Genomic DNA, 23,302 nt, shown 5'->3' on the forward strand with positions numbered 1-23,302 from the left:
AATTATTTTTTAAAAATTGATTGATTATTTACTGATGAAATACCTGAGTTTAAGGAAGACTGACCTGCCTGGTTTTTGTAGTTTGTAATTGTCAAAAAGATCGTTATTCCCGATATTTCTACATTCGAGGGAAATGTTATACTTTCCGTCGTTAAGGATGTAGGTTGCCATAAGGTTATGAGCAAACTGCCGGGGTATAAGGTCATCGTTACCATTGCCTAACTGATTCGGGCTGAGATAATACTTCTGTACAAAGTTCAGACTGTAATTCAAACTCAATCGATTGCTGCTGCCGGCAACTTTATTAAAACCATATCCCAGATCGGCATTACCAAATAAATAAGGCATATTGGGAATCCGATAGTTATGATTTAAATTGACAGAGGTTATTGTTCCTGAAAGATTAGTACTGGTAATAAACTTTTCTTTATCAATGATGGACTGGTAGGTCATGTTGACCGATGCCGTCAATTTGTCCATCCAAGAATACCTGATTTCTCCTTCGACTCCATTAGTCGTTACCTTACCGATATTGATATACTGGCGGTCAATGGGCTGCACTTGTGACTGGTCTACACGTATAAAATCATCTGATTTCCGGTAGATGTAATTGGCTTCTAGGTTGATCTGATGATTTTTCAGATTCAGCCCATACAAAGCACCTAAATTGACATTATCACTTTTCTCAGGTTTTAATGCGGAATTTCGTCTGTAGTAAAGTCCGTCGCCTAACAATTCAGTTGCCTCTGGTAAACGGTAGGTATGTTCGTAAGAGGCTTTGGCCTGTAAAGTTGGAAGGATGAAATAGGCTGTAGCTGCTCCATAACCAAGATTATCGGTATTTGTAGAGGTAGCTTGGTATTCGGGATTATTGTTGACTGATATAGACTCGTAGGAATTGGCTTTCAGTAAGTACAATTTTGAGAAAGCTGTTGCGCTAAAATTGTTGTAGGTGGTCTGCCATGCTAATCCCATTACGCTTTTATTCAGCTTTTGAGGGTATTTGAAGGTGATATTGTCAGCGTCTTCTATGTCACTTGGCTTTCTCTGAAAAATGGCCTTGGTGATGTTGTAGGCTATTGTATGATGCGAGGCGACCTGATAAGCCAGATTTGCTGTAAACAGACCTTCGTTATCTTTATTTTTTAGCTGACTAAGTCTGGATTCGCCTCCAGTACTTGATACCGTTTCCTGCAGCCAGTTATATTTGACACTGGAGGTGTCAATAAAGTTATTTCTTGACGTGTTGTAGGCCGTATAAAAACTTAGATCGAGTCCTTTTACAAACAGGTTTATCTTTTTATATTTTAATGAAGGAATCAAGGAGGTAGAATTGGTCGTTCTGGCACCATAAACTTGTTCCATGGTTACACCTGTTTGGATATCTTTATCATTCCCGGAAACGATAAGGCCGAATAGTAACTTGTCGGCATATTTACGACCGGTAAGGCCAGCCTCTATTTGTGCCGTTGCGGACTGATATCCATCATGAAATCGTTCAATTTCTTGTTCTGGAGTCGTTTGGTTGTTTACTATAGGTTGCACTTTAACCTTAAAATTGTTATCAGAATAATTGTAAAAGGCATTTGCACGAACAGTAAAGCCATTCTTTAGATTGGTATAGGCCATGTTGATGGATGCCTTATGAGTGTTGAAAGATCCATAACCATAGGATACATCCAGGTAGTTGGGATCAGTTCGGGTGATTATATTTACGGCTCCACCCAAAGCATCGGCGCCCAGGTTTATTGGAAGCACACCTTTATATACTTCTACCCTTTCGGACATATTCGCCGGAAAATTATTCAGGGTAAGGGAAGATCCAAAGTTGTCCATGGGGATGCCATCAAGGAAAAACTTTACCTGTCGCCCTGAAAAGCCATTTAGTGAAAAGGTAAAGTTCGATCCGACTCCTCCATCTTCTCTGACCCGGATACCGGATGTGGTGCTTAATACCTGATTTAGATCAGCAGAGCTATTGTATAGTTTCTTAGCGTCGATGACATTGACATTGAAAGCCTGCTCTTTTGCGGCACGGCCTACTGTTTTACCAGCGATGCTCACCTCATCCAACTTTTGGTTTTTGAATGATTTTAGGGTGTCTAAAGACTGCGCATGGGCTATGGAGCCTAAAATTGAGAGTGTAAAGAAGGTATAAAATACACTTTTTTGAAGTTTGAGGCTTACTGTCAATTTCATGCTTGGAAGATCATTGTTTCAGATTAAGTCCTCTCATTCTTATAAAAGCTAGTCTTTTATTTAGACTAATTACTAAGAGTGCTCGAAACTAGTGTATTTTATTGAAATAATGAAGAATATTTAGAATTATTCTTAATAAGAACGTAAAAATTGGTCAATTGAGTAGGAAGATAGCCATTATTTGGCTATCTGTCCTCTCACACCACCGTACGTACCGTTCGGTATACGGCGGTTTGTTAGAATAACTTCTTTTGGTGTTCCGTTTTCCAATAGTAGTAGTTGGCGAAACCTGTGTATTTCAGCTTTGTAAAGTAGGCATTATTTAGTGTACGGCTTAATATTGGGCTATGCGCTATCCTGCAGTATGATTTCCGGCTGTTTGACCATTCATAGGCTTTCTCCTTTGAGATGCCCAGTTTGATCAGGCTCCGCATACGGGTATGAACTTTCTTCCACTGTTTCCAAATGATCATCCTTAGTCTTATTCGAACCATTTCGTCTAATCTAAGTAGCTGACTTTTGGCTTTAGCGATCTGAAAGTAGTTTACCCAGCCCCGTATTACACTTTCCAGTTTAGCGATCCGTTCATGGGTGCTGATCGGGTGGTTTCGTTTGGTCTGTTCCTTTATCTTCCGTTTTATTCTATTCAGAGATTGGGACGCAATCCGCATTTGCCACCCTGCTTTGCTCCTGTAGAAAGAAAAGCCTAGAAGCGTACTGCTAGTTGGTCTGCTTATTTTGCTCTTTTCCCGGTTTACCTTAAGTTTTAGTTCCTCCTCCAAATATCCTGTGATTCCTTCCATGACCCTGTAAGCAGATTTCCTGCTCCGTACGTAAATACTGCAGTCATCTGCGTAACGTATAAAGTGATGACCCCGCTCTTCCAGTGTCTGGTCTAATTCATTCAGGATAATATTGGACAATAAAGGGCTTAAAGGACTGCCTTGCGGTGTTCCTTCTCTTCTGGGGATGACCAGTCCATTCTCCATGATACCGCTGCTTAGGTAAGAACGGATAAGCTTTAAGGTTCGCTTATCTTTTATCCTTCCCGATAGCAGGCTCATCAGTTTGTCGTGGTTTACCTTGTCGAAGAACTTTTCAAGATCCAGTTCTACTACCCAGGTATAGCCTTCATTGAGGTTTACCTGTGCTCCCAGCACTGCCTGATGGGCACTGCGTCTCGGACGGAAGCCATAACTGTTTATCGAAAAGTCGCCCTCGTACTTAGGGCTTAGCCATTGGGAAATGGCTTGCTGTAGTAACCGGTCGGTTACCGTTGGGATGCCCAACATTCTCTTTCCCCCGCCGGCTTTGGGTATCTCTACCTTCCGCACCGATTGGGGATGATAACTGCCTGTCAATATATCAGTCCTTAATGTTTGCCAGTTGGTGTTCAGGTAGTCACGAAGTTCTTCGGTCTGCATACCATCAATACCTCCGGCTCCTTTATTGGCAGTAACCTGCTTAAAGGCTTTTTGTACATTGCGGATGTCTAATATTTCTTCAAGCATACTACTAAAAAAAAAACTTTTAATCCCAGGCATTGTGCACATTGGTTGCATGGCTCTGCTCAACTCCTCCTACGCTTTACTTTAAGCTTCCGGCTTATCCTCCTGCAGGTAGTCCTCTGATGTGGTTCTGTTGTTATCGCTTCGCCATAAACGTCCTGTTTCCTTTGCCATTCTAACATTCAGTCCTTCCTGTTTGTTAATCAATCAGTACTATGACTTCTGCTGACTTCTGACTGTATCAGTTAACCATTATTATTCTGGTTACTGTTTCTTCTCCGGCATTCGCGCATACCATTGACAGATTATAGTCAGATCTCCCGGGGTAAGATAATCCGCTTTCTATGGATGTGGCATCTGTATTTACGTGTTGATGGTCTGTGCAGTATTGGGCTTTTGTTTGTTTAGCAACATTACCCCCATCATCCCGCCTTATATACAGTTTCTGTTCGTATGCCCCCATATTTGCCGCTTGCTTCCTTCAGATTCGCAGTCACCTGCAACACCCTTGCTTTTGGCTAACCCTTCCTACTGCAAAGTGGGTTCGGGACTTGCACCCTATAGCTGATTGCCATGCCCGGCACACTAAAAAAAGAGGCTACCACATATGCGATAGCCTCTTTTATATTAAAAAACCTTTTTATCAAATCATCTTTTTAAATCCTAATAACCTGGATTTTGCATAGCTGTTTTTTGATCTGCAGTTAATGCTTGTCCACCACTCTTAATTATATCCAAAAATGTTTGTGGAATTGGGCGCAAATAATGTTTGCTTTCAACCGGTGCTGCTTCACTATTAAATGCTTTAGCACGAACGAATAATGTTTTGGTTCTGGATAGATCTTCCCAACGCATCAACTCGCCCATCAATTCGCGGGAACGTTCGTTTAGTATAAAAGCAAGGAACTTACTGGCATCACTGGTAGCACCAAGTTTGGTATAAAATTCGTTGCTTGAATTGAAGATGTCTGCCACACTGTTTAAGTGCATAGTGGTTAACGAACTTGCTACTGTGTTGGCCATATTGTTTGACTCATAGTAGGTGTTCTTATCTGAATATGAAACAAAGGCTGTTGATGTAACGGCATTAGTCTTATAAGCTACACCTCCATCAGCATAACTGGAACGGTCTTCACCAGCTTTGTAAGCTGCTCGGTCACGAACTTTATTCAGGTAAGGTAATGCTTGAGCATATTGGCCTAAACGACCATAAGCTTCCGCTGCGATCAGATAGGTTTCTGCTACTCGTGCCAATATTCCGTCACGTTGTCCAAATTGAGAAGCAACCGCATTCCTTGATCCGTCCATGAACTTAGAAAGTGCAACACTCCGGCTTACGGTATAATTTCCATGTACTCCTAACAGATTCTCGTTTTCTCCATTGAAATAGCGAACAAACATGAAAGGTGCACGAAGATTAAGATTCGCTGCAGTATAACGGGTGTCTCCAGGATTGTTGATGATATACAGGATAGATTCTTCGCCACCGGCAAACTTTGCCTTACCCACTAAAGCAGTACTTGGTGCGTATGCTGCTGTCCAAACTGGTGCGCCTGCTGGTTTATTACACAGGTACCTGGTCTTAAAGCTTTTCCAAAAACGGGAATCATTAACCCGGTCATAAACGCCTAATGCGAAATCTGTTGCTTTCAATCGCTGAAACTCACGGTCACCTGCAAGATCTCTCTGCATCCCGGCCAAATTAGAATATAGCGATGGGTAGTGTAAATGAAGTTGGTTTCCATAACGCCCCTGGGTAGCGGTATTATTTGAAAATTGTGCAGCCAGAATAACTTCAGGTAGTTTTTCGTTGGGTCCGTCTACAGTTGTAAACTCCCATAAGGAACGAAAATCAGTTGCCAGTGCATTACGACCGCTGTTGATTACGATATCGGCATATTTAATGGCGTTTTCCAGATCGGATTGTTTAGTAGCTGTATTCCAGCCGCTGTATAATTCACTGGCACGATATAAATAGGCTTTCGCCAGAAAATGTGCTGCTGCATTTTTGGTAATACGTCCTGTTTGTGCAGCGGTTTCTGGCAAGTACTCATAGGCTTGAATAAAATCACTGATGATCTGCGTGTATACTTCCTGATCTGTAGCACGTGTAAACTCAAACTCTGCAACCGTAGATGGGATCAGCTTTAATGGAACTCCACCAAATTGTTTTACCAGTTTAAAGTAATCGAATGCCCGCATGAAATAACCTTCACCTAAACGGGTATTTTTATTTGCTCCATCGCCATAAAACAAAGGAACGTTCTGAATTAATATGTTGGCTGAATTAATATTACCATACATATTGTCCCATACACTTCCTGCATCACCTGTTATCGAATTTAGATTTGCATCGTAAGAATTCCACATTTGTTCTGTGCGGTCTCCTCCTACTTCAAATTCATCTGTTCCATAGTTAGTGGTGGCATAGGCCCATTCATAGTTAAAGTGATAGCGGAGCGATTGATACATACCAGTTGCCACACCATCAAGTCCTACAGCGGTTTCAAAATCACTCGTATTCCTTGCTGTAACATATTCTTCATCCAGAAAACTCTTGCTGCATGAGCTGGGTAAAACCATGCAAATGACTACAAGAATACTGCTATATATTAGTTTTAATAGATTATTCATAACTGTTTCTTTAATATTTACCGCTTTAAAAATTAAAATCCAACATTAACACCGAATACAACACCTCTGTTAAATGTTGATCCTCCTAGATCAGGATCGATCCAGTCTACTTTTGAATAAATCAAACCTGGATTCATGATCTGTGCATATAGCTTAAGATTGCTCAAATGAAGTTTAGTAGCTACTGCCTGAGAAAAATTATATCCCAGAGAAATATTACGGAGCTTAACGAACGACCCATCCTGGTAGTTCATGGAGCTTTTGAAAGAATCCCCGGATGCACTTGCATAATTAGGGGCAGGATAGTCATTTGTTGGATTGGTAGGTGTCCAGTAATCTACAACACGTTGGGCAAAACGTCCTTGAAGCGATTCTGCTCCTGTTTCAATAGTAAATCCCATCCTTGCATATATGAATAAGGATAGATCAAAGTTTTTGTAACTAAAGGTGTTGGTTAAACCGCCTGTCCAATCTGCATTAGTGTCTCCAACGATTTTGCGGTCATTATTCGCATCAATTTTATAATCACCGTTTAAATCTTTAATCCTAATACTTCCAGGAAGAAATGTATTTCCATTGGCTTTAAATAAGGCCATCTCAGCAAGGTCAGCCTCTGTATTCTGCCAAATGCCTACTTTTTCGTAATCATAAAATACTGCCAGACTTTGGCCTATAAACCATTTGTTGCCAATATCATTTACTTTACCATTCGATGTTTCGTCAATTTTTCCTTTGTTGGCTGAGAAGCTGATATTACTGGACCAGTTAAAATCTTTTGTCTTCACATTAATGGTATTCAGCGTGATGTCAATTCCCTTATTGGAAGTTCTCCCAATATTATCATTGGTTACAGTAAAGCCGTTAATAGACGGGATGCTCTTAGGCATCAACAAATCGCTTGTTTTAGAGGTATAGGCATCTATACTTCCATTTATTCGTCCATTAAAGATGTCAAAATCAAGACCTAAGTTCCATTGTGTAGTGTGTTCCCAACCAAGGGATGGATTTGCCATGGTAACAGGTTTTGCTGATGAAGGATCTGATGATACATAACCTGCTTCGACTAAACTTGCCCAAGTATAATACAAGGGCTGCAATCCTCCCAGAGTGGAGTAAGGATCAATAGCCGAATTTCCTGTTGTTCCTACTCCTAACCGTAGTTTTAACTGATTAATTGCAGACAGACCTTTCATGAAATCTTCCTGATCGATTCTCCATGCAAGAGCAGCGGAAGGAAAGAAATCCCACTTGTTGCCCTCTGCCAATTGGGATGCGCCATCCCATCTGGCGGATGCGGTTAATAAATAACGGTTGTCAAAGCCATAATTGAAACGCCCCATATAGGAGTTAAGGGAAGATTCAACTAAATTGGTTCCGTAAGCATCTAAGGCTGGCACAGAATTCATCTGATGCCACTTTTGACTGTTCCAGGGAAGATTGGTCGCCGTCATCGTAGATGTTTCCTGATTGTAAGAAGAGGCACTTTGAAGTAAGGTCAATCCTACATTATGCTTTCCGTTAAATGTCTTATCAAAATAAAGCAAATTGTCTAATGTCCATGCAAATTTTGATTCCTCATTCAGTTGCGCATAGTTTGTAGAACCGGATTCACCTGCCCCTCTGTTAATGGACATTGCATCCATCCATCTTCCATTCGTTCTCTTATAAAAGTCAGGACCGAAGTTAACGCGATACTTTAAGCCATCCATAATTTTCACTTCGGCGTATAGATTTCCCAAAGTACGAAGGATCTTTCGCTCATTTATATTGTATTCATCTTCGCCAATTGGATTTTGAATATTGACATCTCCTCCAGGAAGATTGATACGTTTTCCGTTATCGTCAAAAGGAACAGCATAAGGCAACATGCCTCTTGCTGCAGCATATAGATTACCGGGACCTGTTGCACTGCTGGTTGCATAACCATAATTTTGAATGCCGTAAGTTGAAGTGATACTTCCTCCCATAGAAAACCATTTAACGGGATTCAGATCTGCACTGAACTTTCCTGTATAACGTTTATAGTCCTGACCAAGTTGAGTACCTTCCTGATTTAGGTATCCAAATGATGCATAGGATTTTATTTTATCCGTTCCTCCACTGGCACTTAAGGTATGATCTTGAGTCAATCCTGTTCTTAATACCATGTCGCCCCAGTTGGTAGTAGGAATCAAACTTCCATCCCATGCTCCGTTTGCCCAACCTTTTTGGATATTGGATAATGCATAAGTATCTCCAGGGAACAAAAGCACGTCTGATGCAAGGGTTGCTGTTTCGGCGGTTATACCTTTCGAGGCGCGACGAAATGCCACATATTCTGCAGAATTCATCATGTCAGCAAGGTCATACTGTTTTTCAATGGTTGCGGTACCTACATAATTTAAGGATACACTTCCAGTTTTACCTTTTTTGGTACTTACTAATACGACACCATTAGCACCTCTGGAACCATAAATAGCGGTTGCGGAGGCATCTTTAAGGATATTAATGGTTTCGATATCATTCGGGTTTAAGGCCTCAATACCACCGGCAGCTAATGGAATTCCATCTACTACATAAAGCGGACTGTTGATGGCCAGAAGAGAACGGGTACCACGGATAAAGATCTTTCCTATTTCTCCCGGGCGCTCATTTGAGGTAATGTCTACCCCTGCAGCTTTACCTTGTACGGCTTGCAATGCATTTTGTACAGGACGGGAACGGATCTGATCGGCTCCAATGCTTACTACTGCTCCGGTTACATCTGATTTCTTCACGATGTTATAACCTACGACCACCACTTCATCTAATGCTTTTACATCTTCTAATAAGGTTACATCGATGTTTGAACTTCCCTTAATGGCAATTTCTTTTGTGATGAAGCCCATGTAAGAAACAACTAAGGTTCCATTCTCATTGGCGGTAGGAACTTTTAAGGAGTAAACGCCATCTACATTACTGGCTGCTCCCATTGAAGTTCCTTTGATTTTGACACTTACTCCGGGAAGAGGAACGCCCTTGCTATCGGTCACTTTACCCCTTAAAACGAGATCAGCGGCGCTAGCGACGGAGATCTGGTTTTCTGCGACGGCAATGATAACCGCTTCAGGCATTGCTTTATTTAATACGATCTGATTATTGATCACTTCGTATTGGATACCACGGCTTTTCAATAAGTTGTTCAGCACATCTGAGAGTTTCAATGCTGTTGCTGAAATTGAAGCTTTTTGTTTAGCATCAATCATATTGACGCTGTATACAAACTTTACGCCTGTTGATTTCTCTATTCCCGTTAAAATAGTTTGCAGTTTTACGGAGTGATAGTTGACATCAACTATATTATTTAATACCCCCTGGGCTTTTCCTGAAGATGCGTAGGACACGCAGCAAAAGACTGAAAACAGCATGAACTGACTGAGTGTAATTTTCATAATGTACCAAAAGTCTTTGGAACTGTTTAAATAAAATTTCATACTTTTATTTTGTTTTATTTAGCTATAAATGAGACAATAACCACCTGTGCACGTTTTTATGCAGGTGGCTTGAGATTGAGATAAAGGTTAAGAATTGTGTCAGCAATCTTAACCTTTATTTAATGGCTTGACCTTTAAGGTTTTGGTTTCCAGTTTTAGTTCTTATATTTCATATATTTCAGGTTTGTTATTTTGGTTAATTCCTATTTTCAATAATTATAGTTTCATCGCAAAAACCGAAGTTGACATTTAATGATTTATTCATCAATTTCAGGATCACCGGGAGGTTTAATCCTGTAAAATCTGCCTTCAGTGTGAGATGATCTATTTCTGTTGGATCGACCTTAATCTGCACATTGAAATTTGTTTTTAAGGCTGACAGCACTTCTATTACAGGTACATTGTCAAATACAAAACTTTTCTTGTCCCAGATCCGCAGTTCAGGGTCTGTTTCCTTACTCTTTTCCAACTGATTTTGAGTCGGGGCATAAATTACTTTCTGCTTGGGTAATACAATAACACCTTTAGATGCCTTACCATTTCGGAGAGGGACATACACGAAGACTTTCCCTGAAATAACGGATAGTTTGGCTGTCCCCTTTCCACTGGAGTTGATGGTAAAACTCGTACCTAATACGCGGGTGTCAAAATCTTTAGTGTGAATGATAAAGGGATGAAGGGTATCGTGTTTAATATCAAAGAAAGATTCGCCTTTGAGGGTTATTTCCCGGTTTTTTGTTCCGAATGGAATCCGGTAATTGATGATGGCCTGGGGTTTAAGCCATAGACTGCTTCCGTCAGGAAGAATGTGGTTTTCTAAAAGTCTTGTGTTGTTCACAATAATTACCAGATTATTGTTCTGACCTGCACTGCTTCTGGAATTAATATAGCTTATTGTGTATACAGCAAGGATTAAAGTTGCGGCAACTCCGGCAAGGGTATAATATAAACGGCGTACTCTGGAGGTTTTGGTTTGAATTTCGGAGCTTTTGTGGTTAACCTGACTTTTGATATTCTGAAGGATCCTTTGTCTGATTGCATCGCTTTCGCTGGCATCAAGAAGTTCTGCAGGCTCGGGATCATTTTCATAAGAGTTATACCATTTTTGAACATAAGCCTCCTCTTCTGGACTGCATGCATTGTTCAGGTATTTATCTATCAACTGATTTATAATTTTCATTGAATACGCGAAGGGTTATTGCTGGTATATAGTAGAGTGTGCTAACGAGGGCCTACCCCCCAACAGATACTAAAATAAAAACAGGAAAAGGGTTCCGGTCTCTTTTAATCGGATGCGCAAGGATTTTAGCGCACGGGTAAGATGGTTTTCTACTGTCTTTTCTGAGATGCCTAATGAAGAGGAGATTTCTTTATTTGAACAATGTTCTTTGCGGCTCATTTCATATACCGCTTTGCATCTTTCCGGAAGATTCTCGACGATTTTAGCAAGGTTTTGCTGCAGCTCGTTCGATGCTATAACTTCCTCTGTGGAATTATCACTGTTTTGATTCATTTGAACGATATAGTTTTCGTATGATCTTCGGCTATTCTCCTTTTTAAAAGTGGCGAATACCATATATTTTACCGCAGTAAATAGGTAGTGCTCAAATGATGTGCTGATGTGCAACACGGTTCGCTTGGTCCATATATCTGTAAAAATATTTTGAACGATCTCCTCTGCATCCTCCCGGCTCTTGATCCTTTTATATGCGGCAGAATATAGCTTTGACCAGTACCTGTCATATAATTCGTCAAAAGCAGGGACATGATCCTCCTTAAGCAAATTTAACAGTTCCTGATCCGTATATTGATTCATTTGTTCTTATGATTAACAGCTCCGGGTTTATGGTTAATAACTCCTGAGAGCTTTTCAGGCTTTTAAGACCTGTAATTCTTGTATTCAGATACCGCCGGATGATCAGGCAACTCATTAAAGAGTAAAGTAAGGGATAATTAAGTAACAATATCAAAAATATTATATAATTGTTAGGAATGGAGATTTTCAGGCGATCTATTTTCGTTATATATATTTTGCTAAAACGTTTAACATTATTTAGATTTGATTTCCGATTATGAATAAAGTAAAACTAATATTGCTGATGCTGCCTGCCTTGTTGGGTACTTCTGTTCTTGCCCAAAAGAGATATACTCTTAGCTCACCGGATAAAAGTCTGGAGGTTAGGATTGAAATAACGGATAGCATTTACTACAGTGTCTTCCTGGATAAGAAAGAGCTGGTAGCGCCTTCTGCGATATCATTCAGAACCAGTGTTTTAAAAGGAAATAACTGGAAGGTATCTGCTGCCAAAACTTCTTCTCATTCGGCTGTTTTAAAGCCGGTCATCCAACAAAAAAGTAGTACTATAACAGACAACTACAATCAGCTTCATCTGGATTTTCCGAACGGACTTTCGCTGGAATGGAAAGTGTACAATAATGGTACTGGTTTCCGTTGGATCAGCAACCATAAGGGCTTATATACCATATCTGAAGAACGCGCCTCGTTTAACTTTGATAAAAACGGGCATTCCTGGTATCCTCAGGAAGATGGATTCTATTCGCATAATGAAAGAGCGTACCGGAATTACCGGCTGGACAGCATTGATGCTCAAAAATTGGCTAGCTTACCTGTTCTTTTTGAACTCAAGGGTGATGTCAAGGTGCTGCTAACGGAATCTGACTTATTTAATTATGCCGGCATGTGGGTAAGAGGTAAGGGCAATGGTGGGATTCAAGCCGTATTTCCGCATTATCCTAAGACTAAGAAAATTGACAGTGACCGGGACGAGAAAGTGGAATCAAGGGAGGATTATATAGCTAAAATATCAGGCCCAGCTTCTTTTCCCTGGCGCCTGCTTATGGTCGCCCGTAAGGATAAAGATCTGCTGAATAATCAACTCGTCTATCAGTTTGCAAGACCTGCTTTGGGAGACTACAACTGGATAAAACCGGGTAAAGTGCAATGGGATTGGTGGCATTACAACAATATTTATGGGGTCGATTTTAAAGCGGGGATCAACAACGATACATACAAATATTACATTGATTTTGCTTCGAAAAACGGGATCGAGTATGTGCTGCTTGATGAAGGCTGGTGCGATACCAGGGATCTGATGAAACAAGCACCGGACATTGATGTGCAGGAGTTAGCGGAATATGCGAAACTGAAAAAGGTCGACTTGATCTTATGGACCAGCTGGCTGGTGTTGGATCAGCAACTGGATACTGCACTGGATCAGTTTGAGAAATGGGGTATTAAAGGCATCAAAGTAGATTTTATGCAGCGCGATGACCAGGATATGGTGAACTATTATGAGAAGATTGCGCAAGCGGCAGCTAAACGAAAAATGATGGTTGACTTCCATGGTGCCTATAAACCGACTGGATGGATGAGAACGTACCCTAACGTGATGTCATCTGAAGGGGTGCTCGGAAATGAGATCAGCAAGTTTGCAGCTGCCATTGATCCGGAGCATACTACTACTTTACCTTTTATACGGATGGTAGCCGGGCCGATGGACTTTACTCCTGGTGGAATGCGCAATGTGCAAAAAGAGGCATGGGCGGCAAATCCGGCTGAGCCGATGACGCTAGGGACCCGCTGTAACCAGATGGCTATGTATGTAGTTTTTGAGAGTCCGCTTCAAATGTTATGTGATATCCCGACGCATTATATGGAAGAACCTGCCTGTATGGAGTTCCTGAAAGCGGTTCCTTCTGTGTGGGATATTACTGTTCCGCTGGAAGCGAAAGTGGGCGACTATGTAGTGATGGCCAGAAAAGCAAAAAATGGGGATTGGTATTTGGGGGGCATGACGGATTGGACAGCTCGTGTAATTAAGGTTAGCGCGTCTTTCCTCGGTGAAGGCAACTACAAAATGCTGGTTTGGAAAGATGGGATCAATGCGGATCGGAATGCCCGTGATTTTAGAATGGAGACTCTAGAAGTGAATAAGAATTCGGTTATTACGTTGCCAATGGCAAAAGGAGGGGGTTATGTAGCGCGGTTTGTAAAAATTGGCATACTGTAATTGAACTAGCTAATAAAACATGAACTTATTCAGTTACATAATTACAACAGTAACATGAAATATCCACAATAACATGGTTGATGTTATTGTGCGTAATTAAAGCAGTTTCATACTTATTTTTAAAAATAATAAAGATTTATTAAAAAGGCACCATTATGAACTTTTTGCAATCAGGTTATTAATAAAATCAATTAAATTTTAAACGATAAAATAGTCTTTGAAAGAAACTTAACTAATAATTCAGGACAATTAGTATTAGACAGGCATATGTAAGTAAAAAGCAGGATGCCACAGGATGGTTACGTAACAATTTCAATATATGTTCGTACATCAATAAAAACTGCTGTGCAGACTAACCAATAAAATTAATTTCATGAAAGGACTATTACTCACTCAAAGGTGCATCCTCCTGCTCTTACTGTTTTTTTTCAGTACACTAGATTCTAACACAGCTCTCGCACAAGAACTAACAATTAAGGGTACTGTAATTGACAGCAAAAAAATACCGGTACCCGCGGCTTCGGTAAAAATCAAGGGAACTCAACTTGGTACTATTGCTGATGTGGATGGTATATTCACAATTAAGGTTTCGAAAGGGCAGGTATTATCAATTAAATCAATTGGATATGATGATCAGGAAGTGATCGTAGGGGATAGAACGAGTTTGATCATTACCATGACGGATAACAATAACCAGCTGAATGAAGTGGTTGTGGTGGGTTACGGTACTCAAAAAAGAACGAATGTAACCGGTGCTTTAGCCACCTTCAAAGCGGACAATCTGGATGAGCGCGGTATTGTACGTGTGGATCAGGCTTTAGTTGGTCAGATGGCCGGTGTTTCTGTTAAGCAAACTACGGGTGTACCGGGAAAGGCTTTCAGTGTAAGTGTTCGTGGTAGTGGATCCATTAGTGCCGGTAATGAACCCTTATATGTTATTGACGGTTTTCCTTTAGCGGTAACTCCAATAGGCAGCGGTGGTAGTTATGGTTCTGGAAACCCATTGGATAATATAAACCCAAATGATATAGAAAACATCCAGGTATTAAAGGATGCGGCAGCTGCTGCTATTTATGGCTCAAGAGCTTCGAATGGGGTTGTTTTAATTACCACGAAAAAAGGAAAAAGCGGGAAAGCTAACCTTAGTTATAATGCGTTTTACGGTTATAATGCGGCTAGTAAAACCTTGCCGATGTTGAACGGGGATCAATGGATTGACCGTGCTACTGAAATGATCAACGCAGCGTATGTACGTCAATTTGGCGCTAAAGGTGCTTTAGCAACAGATGCAACAGCTACACGCCAAGCCTTTAATGCAGGTGCTTTCAGTGCGGCCTATATGCTTGATCCGAGGTGGGCTCAGGATGGTCACCCCGGGTTAGAATATGTAGATTGGCAAAAGGAAATTGAGCAAAATGGTGCCATGCAAAATCATGCGCTGAGTGCCAGCGGTGGTACTGATGCGGTTAATTATTTCATTTCGGGTAATTATGCAAATCAGGATGGTTTTGTGAAAGGGCTTGGATATGAGGCCTTTTCTGCCAGAGCGAATATCGAAGTTAAAGCGACAAAAAAATTAAAGTTTGGGTTAAACATAGCGCCTACTTATTCGATCACCAAAGACCCTGGTGTGGAAGGTAAGGACAATATCTTCCATCAGGCAATCAGCCACAGTCCGGTACAGGAAGATTCTGTAGGTGTTTATACCAATTCTTTTAAGAATGCTCAGTATTTCTGGAGTAATACCACAAACAGTCCTGTTGCGAAACTGGAAAACAAAGTGGGGGAAAGTAAAAAATACAGAACCCTGGCCACTATTTTTGGAGAATATGAAATCATTAAAGGTTTGCGCTTTAAAACATCACTGAATCTGGATAATGTGGACAATGCCTCCAGTGGTTATACGCCTTTTACCATTGCGGGTACCCTGGCTAACAGGACTTTTAATGAGATTAAAAACCCCAATGTAACAGTTAATACTTCCGGATCTTATAACACTTTTAAAAGGCAAACCTTCGTAAACGAAAATACGCTGTCCTATGATGCCAATTTCAAAGCGGTGCACAGCTTGAATATATTAATTGGTCAATCATATAATACGGATCGTTTGGATGAATCCACAATGTCTTCTGTTGGAGGGTACACCAGTAGCGTGATAAAAACGTTAAATGCTGCAGCAGCGGTGGCCGGTAATTCTACTTCTACTAAAAACGTATTGCTTTCTTATTTTAGTCGTGTTCAATATGGCTATAAGGATAAATATTTATTGTCTGCCAGTTTACGTGAAGATGGTTCTTCCAGGTTTGGAGCAAACACCAAATGGGGTATTTTCCCTTCTGCCTCTATCGGATGGAGGATCGTAGAAGAGAACTTTATGAAAGACCTGACTGCTGTGAGTGATTTGAAACTACGCGCTAGTTATGGGGTGAATGGAAACAACAGTATTGCCGATTACGGAAGTATTTCCCAGATTGGAGTATACGGTTATGTAACAGGTACTACACCAGCTTCGGCAATCGCCAAGGCTCCAAATGGCATTCCTAATCCTGATATTAAATGGGAAAAATCGCAGACTTATGACTTCGGTCTGGATTTTGGTCTGTTAAAAAACAGGATCACCGGTTCATTTGATTATTATAACAAATTAAATACAGACCTGTTACTGAATGTTCCGATCCTTGCAGCAACAGGATTTGACTTCCAGCTGCGTAATGCAGGTTCTGTCCGTAATATTGGTCAGGAACTGGAAATAACCACGCATAACTTTGTAGGTAATTTTCAATGGAATACATCAATCAACATCAGTCACAATACAAATAAAATCGTCTCCTTATATGGCAACCAGCAACAAATTATTATCCCGAATGCTTTTGATGTAACGGATAACATTTTACGTGTGGGACAGCCTTTGAATAGTATTTATGTAGTGAGACAAACAGGCATCCTGACTCAGGAAGATATTACTAATAAAGTGGCTCTTTATGGTACCGGACAAACTGTCGGTGACCCTAAATACCAGGATTTAAATGCTGATGGTGTGATTACAGAAACGGATAAACAAATAGTTGGTCATCCAAACCCGAATTATACCTGGGGTATCACCAATTCATTCCGTTACAAAGGTTTTGATCTGAGTGTATTGGTTCAGGGACAAAACGGAGGATCGATTTACTCTTTATTAGGAAGAGCGATTACCCGTACTGGTCAGGGTTTCACTGATAATGCACCTGCATTTTATGCCAACCGCTGGAGATCTGCTGAAGATCCTGGTGATGGCAAGGTTAGTAAAGCTTATTCTACTTTTGGATTTGTGGCCAATACAGACTGGTTATATTCATCTGACTATGTCAGAGTGAGAAACATTACGTTAGGTTACAACTTAAAAAGTGTAATGAAAGTGAAAGCACTAGGTGCTGCACGTCTTTATATGACTGCTGAAAACTTCTTTGGTCATGATAAATATGATGGTGGTTTCAATCCTGAAGCGCAAAATACGGCAATCAGCTCGAGCAGCGCCTACCCGCAAGCAGGTGATTACGGTGGATTACCATTAGCTAAATCATTAATATTCGGGGTAAACGTTTCATTTTAATTATTTCAACAATTCCACAATGAAAAAGATATTTTTTATATCAACTATATCGGCCGTAATCATGATGACTTCCTGTAATAAGGATTTGGATCTGGTCCCTATTTCAGCGTCAACTACAGCTACCTTTTATCAATCCCCAAGTGATTTTGTACAGGCATCCAATGCGATATATGCCGACCTGCATAATTACCCGGTCCGCCTGGCTAATATGTCAGAGATCCGCTCAGATAATATTTACGGAGTGTCTGTGACAGTGCGTGACTGGGATCCGATAAATGACTTTTCACCATCATTGGCCTCGAACGCGTATGTGATCGAAGCATGGGCAGCAAACTTTAACGGAATCTTCCGGGCGAATACCCTGCTGGATCAGATCGACAAAAATGGCAGCTTTATTGGTTCCACTACTTTGGCAACCAGGCTTCAGGCGGAGGCACGGTTCCTGCGTGCTTTCTATTACTTCGACCTGGTTCGCTATTTTGGTAAAGCGCCTATTATAGATCATCCGGTATCGTTAGAAGAAGTCAATGTGATTGACCGGAGTCCTGTGGCTGATGTGTATGCTTTCATCACTGCCGACCTGCAGTTTGCAATTGCTAACCTACCTACCAGTTATACTGGTGTGAATGTGGGTCGTGCAACCAAATATGCAGCCGAAGGTTTATTGGCGCAAATGTATATGGCTAAATCAGGACCTACTTATGGGATCGAAGGACCAGGTCTTGCATCCAACGAATGGAATCTGGCTTTACCCCTGTTGAATGATATTATCAACTCTGGTCTGTTCGTTTTTAACACCAGCTACCCTTCTATCTTTTCGTACACGAATCAAAATCCTACAGTAAATAAGGAAGCGATCTTTGATGTGATGTATTTGGACAAAATCAGCGCGAACAGCGATCTTTACGGAGCTTCTTTCCCTTGGGCTTTGACTCCTAATGGCTATTTTTCATCCCTTGGGGATACGAAAGCAAATGGAACTTTAGAGATCATCCCAGTATCGAATGACTTGTTAACCAGCTATGCTACCGCTGATATACGTAAAGCATTCACGATTTACACAGCTGGTTATACCAACGCAGGCAGTACTGAAAATCGTCCTTTCTACAAAAAATGGCTTGATATTACCAAAATCCCTGCTACAAGTCGTTTTGACTGGGGGATTAATTTTATCGCAATGCGTTATACCGACATCCTAATGCGCAAGGCAGAATGCATTTTACGTGGAGGAGCTGGTACACAAGCTGATGTAGATGGCATTGTGAACCAGGTTAGAGTAAGAGCCGGCTTGCCTGTTGTTACTGGAACTACACTAACCACTCTTTTTGTTGAACGCCGTAAGGAGTTTGCAAATGAAGGAACGCGCTGGTTTGACCTGCAAAGAAGTGGTGACTTATTGACCATCATGAATGCATGGATCGCTAAAGAGGATACACAACAGAAGGCTATAAAAACGGTTGTTGCTAATTATGTGATCTACCCGGTACCTCAAACACAGTTAGATGCTGTCCCAGGCTTATATACTCAAAACCCAGGTTATTAAAATTATTACAGATTGAGCTTAATAAAAAAAGCGGCCGTAATGGCCGCTTTTTTTATGCTTACTTATTTTTATTACCTTTATATGAATCAATTCGAACTGCTACCAATCTAACAAAACTTAAAACCTGATAATCTATGAAGAGAGGGTTAAGCCTGAGCTTATTTTTACTCTATTTTGTGATTTCACTCAACGGGGCAATCGCACAGGTATGGAACAACACCCTGGTTAAAGGTTTAAGGCCAGAGAATTATGCGATTAAAACTTATACCACTAATGATGGACTACCATCTAAAAACACCACCGCTGCGCTTAAAGATAGACGAGGTTTTATGTGGATCGGTACGGAGAACGGCCTTTGTAAATTTGATGGCTATACATTTAAGACTTTTGTCAACATTCCCGGTGATCCTACTTCCATTACCAATAATTACATCAATGCGTTAATTGAAGATCAGCGTGGCCGGATCTGGGTGGGGACGATGGATGGACTCAACCTGCTCAATCCGCTAACAGAAAAATTCAGTCGGTTTTACCATGGCGAAGGCATAACCGGCTCCATCAGCAATAATAAGATCTGGTCTGTACTGGCGGATCAGGAGGGACTCATTTGGATTGGAACAGACGACGGGTTTAATCAGTTCGTTGAAAAAAACCATTCATTTATTGTCTATCAGCCTGATACGTCAAATCGGTATGCGATGAAGGGAAAGTCGGTTAATGCGATCGTTGAAGATCGGTTCCATACGCTCTGGCTGGGAAACTGGAGCAGTGGACTGAATAGTTTCAATAAAACCACCCGGCATTTTACGAACTACATACAGCCCCATCGGTCTGGTGAGAAGAATCCGAATGATGTATGGAACTTGTGTACAGATGATCAGGGAATGATTTGGGTAGGCACGTACTGGAAGGGTCTTTTTCAATTCAACCCTGCTACCGGAAAGTTTACTGCACTTAAATGTCCCGATCCTGGTAATACTGCGGTGTTTACTGTTAAAAAGGCAGGAAAGAATCTTCTTGTAGCGGGTGGTAATGCCGGCTTCTATTGGATTAACACGATGCATAATACCTGGACAAAGCTTCCGGAATTAGCTAACAACCCCTTTGGTGATACCTATACGGACCAGAATGGGCTGATTTGGATTTGTGGATCTGATGGTTTGACCAAGATCGATTACAAACAATATAAGTTTGAGCTGCTGCGCTTATCCCTTGGCCAGAAAATAGTAAAAAGTATAGTACTGAAAGATTCAGTGCTTTGGCTGGGTACGAATAACGGGTTGTATCAATTTGATTATAAAAATGGCAGCTCAAGGTTGTTCCTGCATACCAGTGATTCAAAAAGCCTGGCAAGTAATGAAATCAGCAAGTTGTACCTAGATTCGGAGGGAACTATATGGATCCTGACGGAAAACGGATTTGATCAGTACAGCGAAAGTACGGGCAATTTTATTCATCATTACCATCATTCTTCTATAGGGAACCTCTTTAATGAAGATGTTTTCAGAGATATGGTTGAGCTGAGTTTGGGGGAATACGCCCTGGCAACAGACGCAGGTTTGAAGATTTATCATAGCCGCAGCAATACCTTTACTCATTATTACAATAACAAAAAAGATTCGTACTCCATCAATAACAACCATTTGTATAGTTTGTTAAAAGATGCGGATAATGCAGTGTGGATTGGTACTTATGGTGGTGGATTAAACCGCTTTGACCCCGTAAAAAAGCGGTTTACGGTATACACAAATAATGAAAAAAATAAAGGCAGCATCAGCAATAATATTGTCAGGGATCTTTACCTGGATTCAAAGCATACAATCTGGGTTTGCACACCCGACGGATTAAATAAATACCTGAAAAAGAGCAATTCTTTCCAGGTATATACTAAGAAACATGGATTTTCAAGCAATGTCTTTAATGAGATCACGGAAGACAACAAAGGGAACATGTGGGTGCTGACGGAAAATGGGATTACGACCTTCAACCCTACGACCATGGCTATTAAGAATTTCGATGAGGCAGATGGTGTATATTCCAGCACGACTATGTGTAAAGCCCCTGATGGAAGTATCTATTTAGCAGGTAAACAAGGACTTGTTTATTTTGATCCGCTTCGCATTAAGTACAATAAACAGTTGCCTCCGGTTTATTTTTCAGATTTTCAGATCTTTAATAAATCTGTTTTACCGGGCAAAAACTCCCCATTGAAACAAGCGCTGAACTCAGTAAAAGAGATCACGTTAAGCCACGATCAGAGCGTATTTTCCTTTGAATTTGTGGCCCTGAACTATACCCATTCTGAAAAAAACGAGTACGCATACAAGCTGGTTGGGTTTGATGAAAAATGGAATTACGTGGGCAAACAGCGCAAGGCCACGTATACGAACTTAAACCCGGGGAGATATGTTCTCTGGGTAAAAGCCTCTAATAACGATGGTCTCTGGAATACTGCGGGAAGAAAATTAGTCCTGATTATTACTCCCCCATGGTTTCAAACCTGGTGGGCTTATTTGATCTACATGAGCATAATTGGGGGCTTGATCTACGCTTACATTTTATATCGCGACAGGCAAGCGCAATTGAGGTATAAAATTAAAGTAGCTCATATTGAGGCAGAAAAAGAGAAAGAGCTGAATGAACGGAAATTATCTTTTTTTACTAACATCTCACATGAGTTTCGTACGCCGCTTACCTTAATTATTAATCCGGTAAAAGAACTCCTGTATAAGGATGATAAAAATGTGGACACCACGAACCTTAACATCGTTTACCGGAACGCAAAAAGACTTTTGAGTCTGGTGGATCAGCTGTTGTTATTCAGAAAGGCTGATTTAAAAGTGGATAAGCTAAAGGTATCGAAGCTGAATTTGGTTAATTTAAGTAAAGAGGTTTTCCTGTGTTTTAGTCATCAGGCGAAGTCAAAGGATATAAATTTTGTGTTTAGCAGTATCCTTACGCTAATTGATGTGTATGCGGACAGGGAAAAACTGGAGATTGTGTTGTTTAATTTGCTTTCAAACGCGATTAAATTCACGCCTGAACATGGTTCGGTAAACTTTAGTTTGAGGGAGGATTCCGGTGTAATTCATATTGAGATCAAAGATACCGGTTGCGGAATCCCTGAGAGTACTGGAGAAAAGCTCTATAACCGATTTTACCAGGAACCAGGGAGCAATGACTCATTGAAGGGAGGCTTTGGGATCGGTTTATTTATCGTCCGGAACTTCATTGAAAGCCATGGTGGATCTATCTCTTATGTAAGTAAAGAGAGAGAGGGTACCACCTTCAGGATCCAACTACTAAAAGGCAAAACGCATTTAAATCCTGAGTTGATTCTGGATGATTTGGATGATTTGGAGACCAGCTCTGTATTTCTTAAAGAACTGATTGAGGATGAAATATCGGCAAATGCTATTGTGGAGGCGGCTGATGAAACTTTTTTTAATGAAGAGCTGACCTCAGATATGAAGCGCATGCTGATTATAGATGACAATAAAGATATTCGTGAATACCTGAAACAGCTTTTCAAATTGGAATATAAGCTTTACGAGGCGGATAACGGGCATGATGGATTGCAGCTGATTAAAGAATTTGTCCCTGATATAGTCTTGTGCGACGTCATGATGCCTGGAATGAGTGGAATTGAATTATGCAGTGTGACTAAAGAGGACATTACCTTATCTCATATTCCGTTCATCCTATTAACAGCAAGTTCATCATCTGAAATAAAATTGAAGGGTATTGAAGGGGGAGCGGATGATTATATCAGTAAACCTTTTGATAAAGAGATTCTTATTGCCAGGGTAACGAGTATCCTTAAAAGCAAGAATAACCTGCAAAAGTATTTCTACAATGAAATTACACTGAATGCGCATAACTTAAAGATCTCCAACGAGTACAAAGATTTTCTGGATAGCTGTATCCTGATTGTGGAGAAACATCTGATTGATCCAGAATTTAATATCCAGGTATTGGCGGAGGAGATTGGTATGTCGCGTTCAAAACTCTACAAAAAGATCAAGTCGATTTCCGGACAGTCATCCAATAGTTTCATCCGTTTTATACGTCTGAGGAAAGCAGCAGAGATCTTCATCAACACGGATAATACTATTCTGGAAACCTCTTATCTGGTAGGAATTAACGATTCCAAATATTTCAGGGAACAGTTTAACAAGTTGTTCAATATGAATCCTTCGCAGTACATCAAAAAATATCGTAAAACTTTTTCTAACAATCTATCTTTAAATCAGGATTTAATGCGATTTAAATAATTATATCCGTTTACCGCTCTATTTATCCCTGTTTGCCCCCTTTTGATTTATTTTTTTACCTCGAATTTA

Annotated in this window: 11 protein-coding genes; 4 read left to right on the forward strand and 7 right to left on the reverse strand. The window is 40.6% G+C overall.

The window, feature by feature from the left end; all coding sequences use genetic code 11:
• Window positions 1–24: 24 nt before the first annotated feature.
• The 7 genes from BFL47_RS09810 to BFL47_RS09840 form a co-directional block, all read right to left on the reverse strand.
• Entirely contained in the window at window positions 25–2,199 is a 2,175-nt protein-coding gene (locus tag BFL47_RS09810; RefSeq protein ID WP_069659621.1) for a TonB-dependent receptor plug domain-containing protein, read from the reverse strand.
• Between the two features lie 236 nt (window positions 2,200–2,435).
• Window positions 2,436–3,710: a group II intron reverse transcriptase/maturase gene (ltrA, locus tag BFL47_RS09815; RefSeq protein WP_211480961.1), complete on the reverse strand. Its 1,275-nt coding sequence runs from the start codon at window positions 3,708–3,710 to the stop codon at window positions 2,436–2,438.
• Window positions 3,711–3,948: 238 nt separating this feature from the next.
• Window positions 3,949–4,170, reverse strand: coding sequence for a hypothetical protein (locus BFL47_RS19780; RefSeq protein ID WP_069659622.1), 222 nt, complete (start codon window positions 4,168–4,170; stop codon window positions 3,949–3,951).
• A 200-nt stretch (window positions 4,171–4,370) separates the two neighbouring features.
• Window positions 4,371–6,341 (reverse strand): RagB/SusD family nutrient uptake outer membrane protein, encoded by a 1,971-nt coding sequence (locus BFL47_RS09825; RefSeq protein WP_069659623.1) that lies wholly within the window; start codon window positions 6,339–6,341, stop codon window positions 4,371–4,373.
• Between the two features lie 32 nt (window positions 6,342–6,373).
• Entirely contained in the window at window positions 6,374–9,793 is a 3,420-nt protein-coding gene (locus tag BFL47_RS09830) for a TonB-dependent receptor (RefSeq protein WP_083257102.1), read from the reverse strand.
• 196 nt (window positions 9,794–9,989) lie between these two features.
• Complete coding sequence (locus tag BFL47_RS09835) at window positions 9,990–10,973, reverse strand: FecR family protein (protein WP_069659624.1); 984 nt, start codon at window positions 10,971–10,973, stop codon at window positions 9,990–9,992.
• A gap of 69 nt (window positions 10,974–11,042) precedes the next feature.
• Window positions 11,043–11,609: an RNA polymerase sigma-70 factor gene (locus BFL47_RS09840; protein WP_069659625.1), complete on the reverse strand. Its 567-nt coding sequence runs from the start codon at window positions 11,607–11,609 to the stop codon at window positions 11,043–11,045.
• A 256-nt stretch (window positions 11,610–11,865) separates the two neighbouring features.
• Between BFL47_RS09840 and BFL47_RS09845 the strand changes: the two genes are divergently transcribed.
• The 4 genes from BFL47_RS09845 to BFL47_RS09860 all read left to right on the forward strand — a co-directional run bounded on the left by BFL47_RS09845 (window position 11,866) and on the right by BFL47_RS09860 (window position 23,233).
• The gene (locus BFL47_RS09845) at window positions 11,866–13,824 is read left to right on the forward strand and encodes a glycoside hydrolase family 97 protein (protein WP_069659626.1); all 1,959 of its coding nucleotides are present in this window, start codon (window positions 11,866–11,868) and stop codon (window positions 13,822–13,824) included.
• A gap of 373 nt (window positions 13,825–14,197) precedes the next feature.
• Complete coding sequence (locus BFL47_RS09850; RefSeq protein ID WP_069659627.1) at window positions 14,198–17,416, forward strand: SusC/RagA family TonB-linked outer membrane protein; 3,219 nt, start codon at window positions 14,198–14,200, stop codon at window positions 17,414–17,416.
• A 19-nt stretch (window positions 17,417–17,435) separates the two neighbouring features.
• Window positions 17,436–18,959: a RagB/SusD family nutrient uptake outer membrane protein gene (locus BFL47_RS09855; protein WP_069659628.1), complete on the forward strand. Its 1,524-nt coding sequence runs from the start codon at window positions 17,436–17,438 to the stop codon at window positions 18,957–18,959.
• 134 nt (window positions 18,960–19,093) lie between these two features.
• Complete coding sequence (locus BFL47_RS09860; RefSeq protein WP_069659629.1) at window positions 19,094–23,233, forward strand: hybrid sensor histidine kinase/response regulator transcription factor; 4,140 nt, start codon at window positions 19,094–19,096, stop codon at window positions 23,231–23,233.
• Window positions 23,234–23,302 lie beyond the last annotated feature (69 nt).

The organism is Arcticibacter eurypsychrophilus, from assembly GCF_001730525.1.
Classification (GTDB): Bacteria; Bacteroidota; Bacteroidia; order Sphingobacteriales; family Sphingobacteriaceae; genus Arcticibacter; species Arcticibacter eurypsychrophilus.

Bases quoted from the DNA above. Each gene is read 5' to 3' on its own strand.
- BFL47_RS09810 (WP_069659621.1), bottom strand. From the start codon at position 2,199: ATGAAATTGACAGTAAGCCTCAAACTTCAAAAAAGTGTATTTTATACC.
- ltrA (WP_211480961.1), bottom strand. From the start codon at position 3,710: ATGCTTGAAGAAATATTAGACATCCGCAATGTACAAAAAGCCTTTAAG.
- BFL47_RS19780 (WP_069659622.1), bottom strand. From the start codon at position 4,170: ATGGGGGCATACGAACAGAAACTGTATATAAGGCGGGATGATGGGGGT.
- BFL47_RS09825 (WP_069659623.1), bottom strand. From the start codon at position 6,341: ATGAATAATCTATTAAAACTAATATATAGCAGTATTCTTGTAGTCATT.
- BFL47_RS09830 (WP_083257102.1), bottom strand. From the start codon at position 9,793: ATGAAATTTTATTTAAACAGTTCCAAAGACTTTTGGTACATTATGAAA.
- BFL47_RS09835 (WP_069659624.1), bottom strand. From the start codon at position 10,973: ATGAAAATTATAAATCAGTTGATAGATAAATACCTGAACAATGCATGC.
- BFL47_RS09840 (WP_069659625.1), bottom strand. From the start codon at position 11,609: ATGAATCAATATACGGATCAGGAACTGTTAAATTTGCTTAAGGAGGAT.
- BFL47_RS09845 (WP_069659626.1), top strand. From the start codon at position 11,866: ATGAATAAAGTAAAACTAATATTGCTGATGCTGCCTGCCTTGTTGGGT.
- BFL47_RS09850 (WP_069659627.1), top strand. From the start codon at position 14,198: ATGAAAGGACTATTACTCACTCAAAGGTGCATCCTCCTGCTCTTACTG.
- BFL47_RS09855 (WP_069659628.1), top strand. From the start codon at position 17,436: ATGAAAAAGATATTTTTTATATCAACTATATCGGCCGTAATCATGATG.
- BFL47_RS09860 (WP_069659629.1), top strand. From the start codon at position 19,094: ATGAAGAGAGGGTTAAGCCTGAGCTTATTTTTACTCTATTTTGTGATT.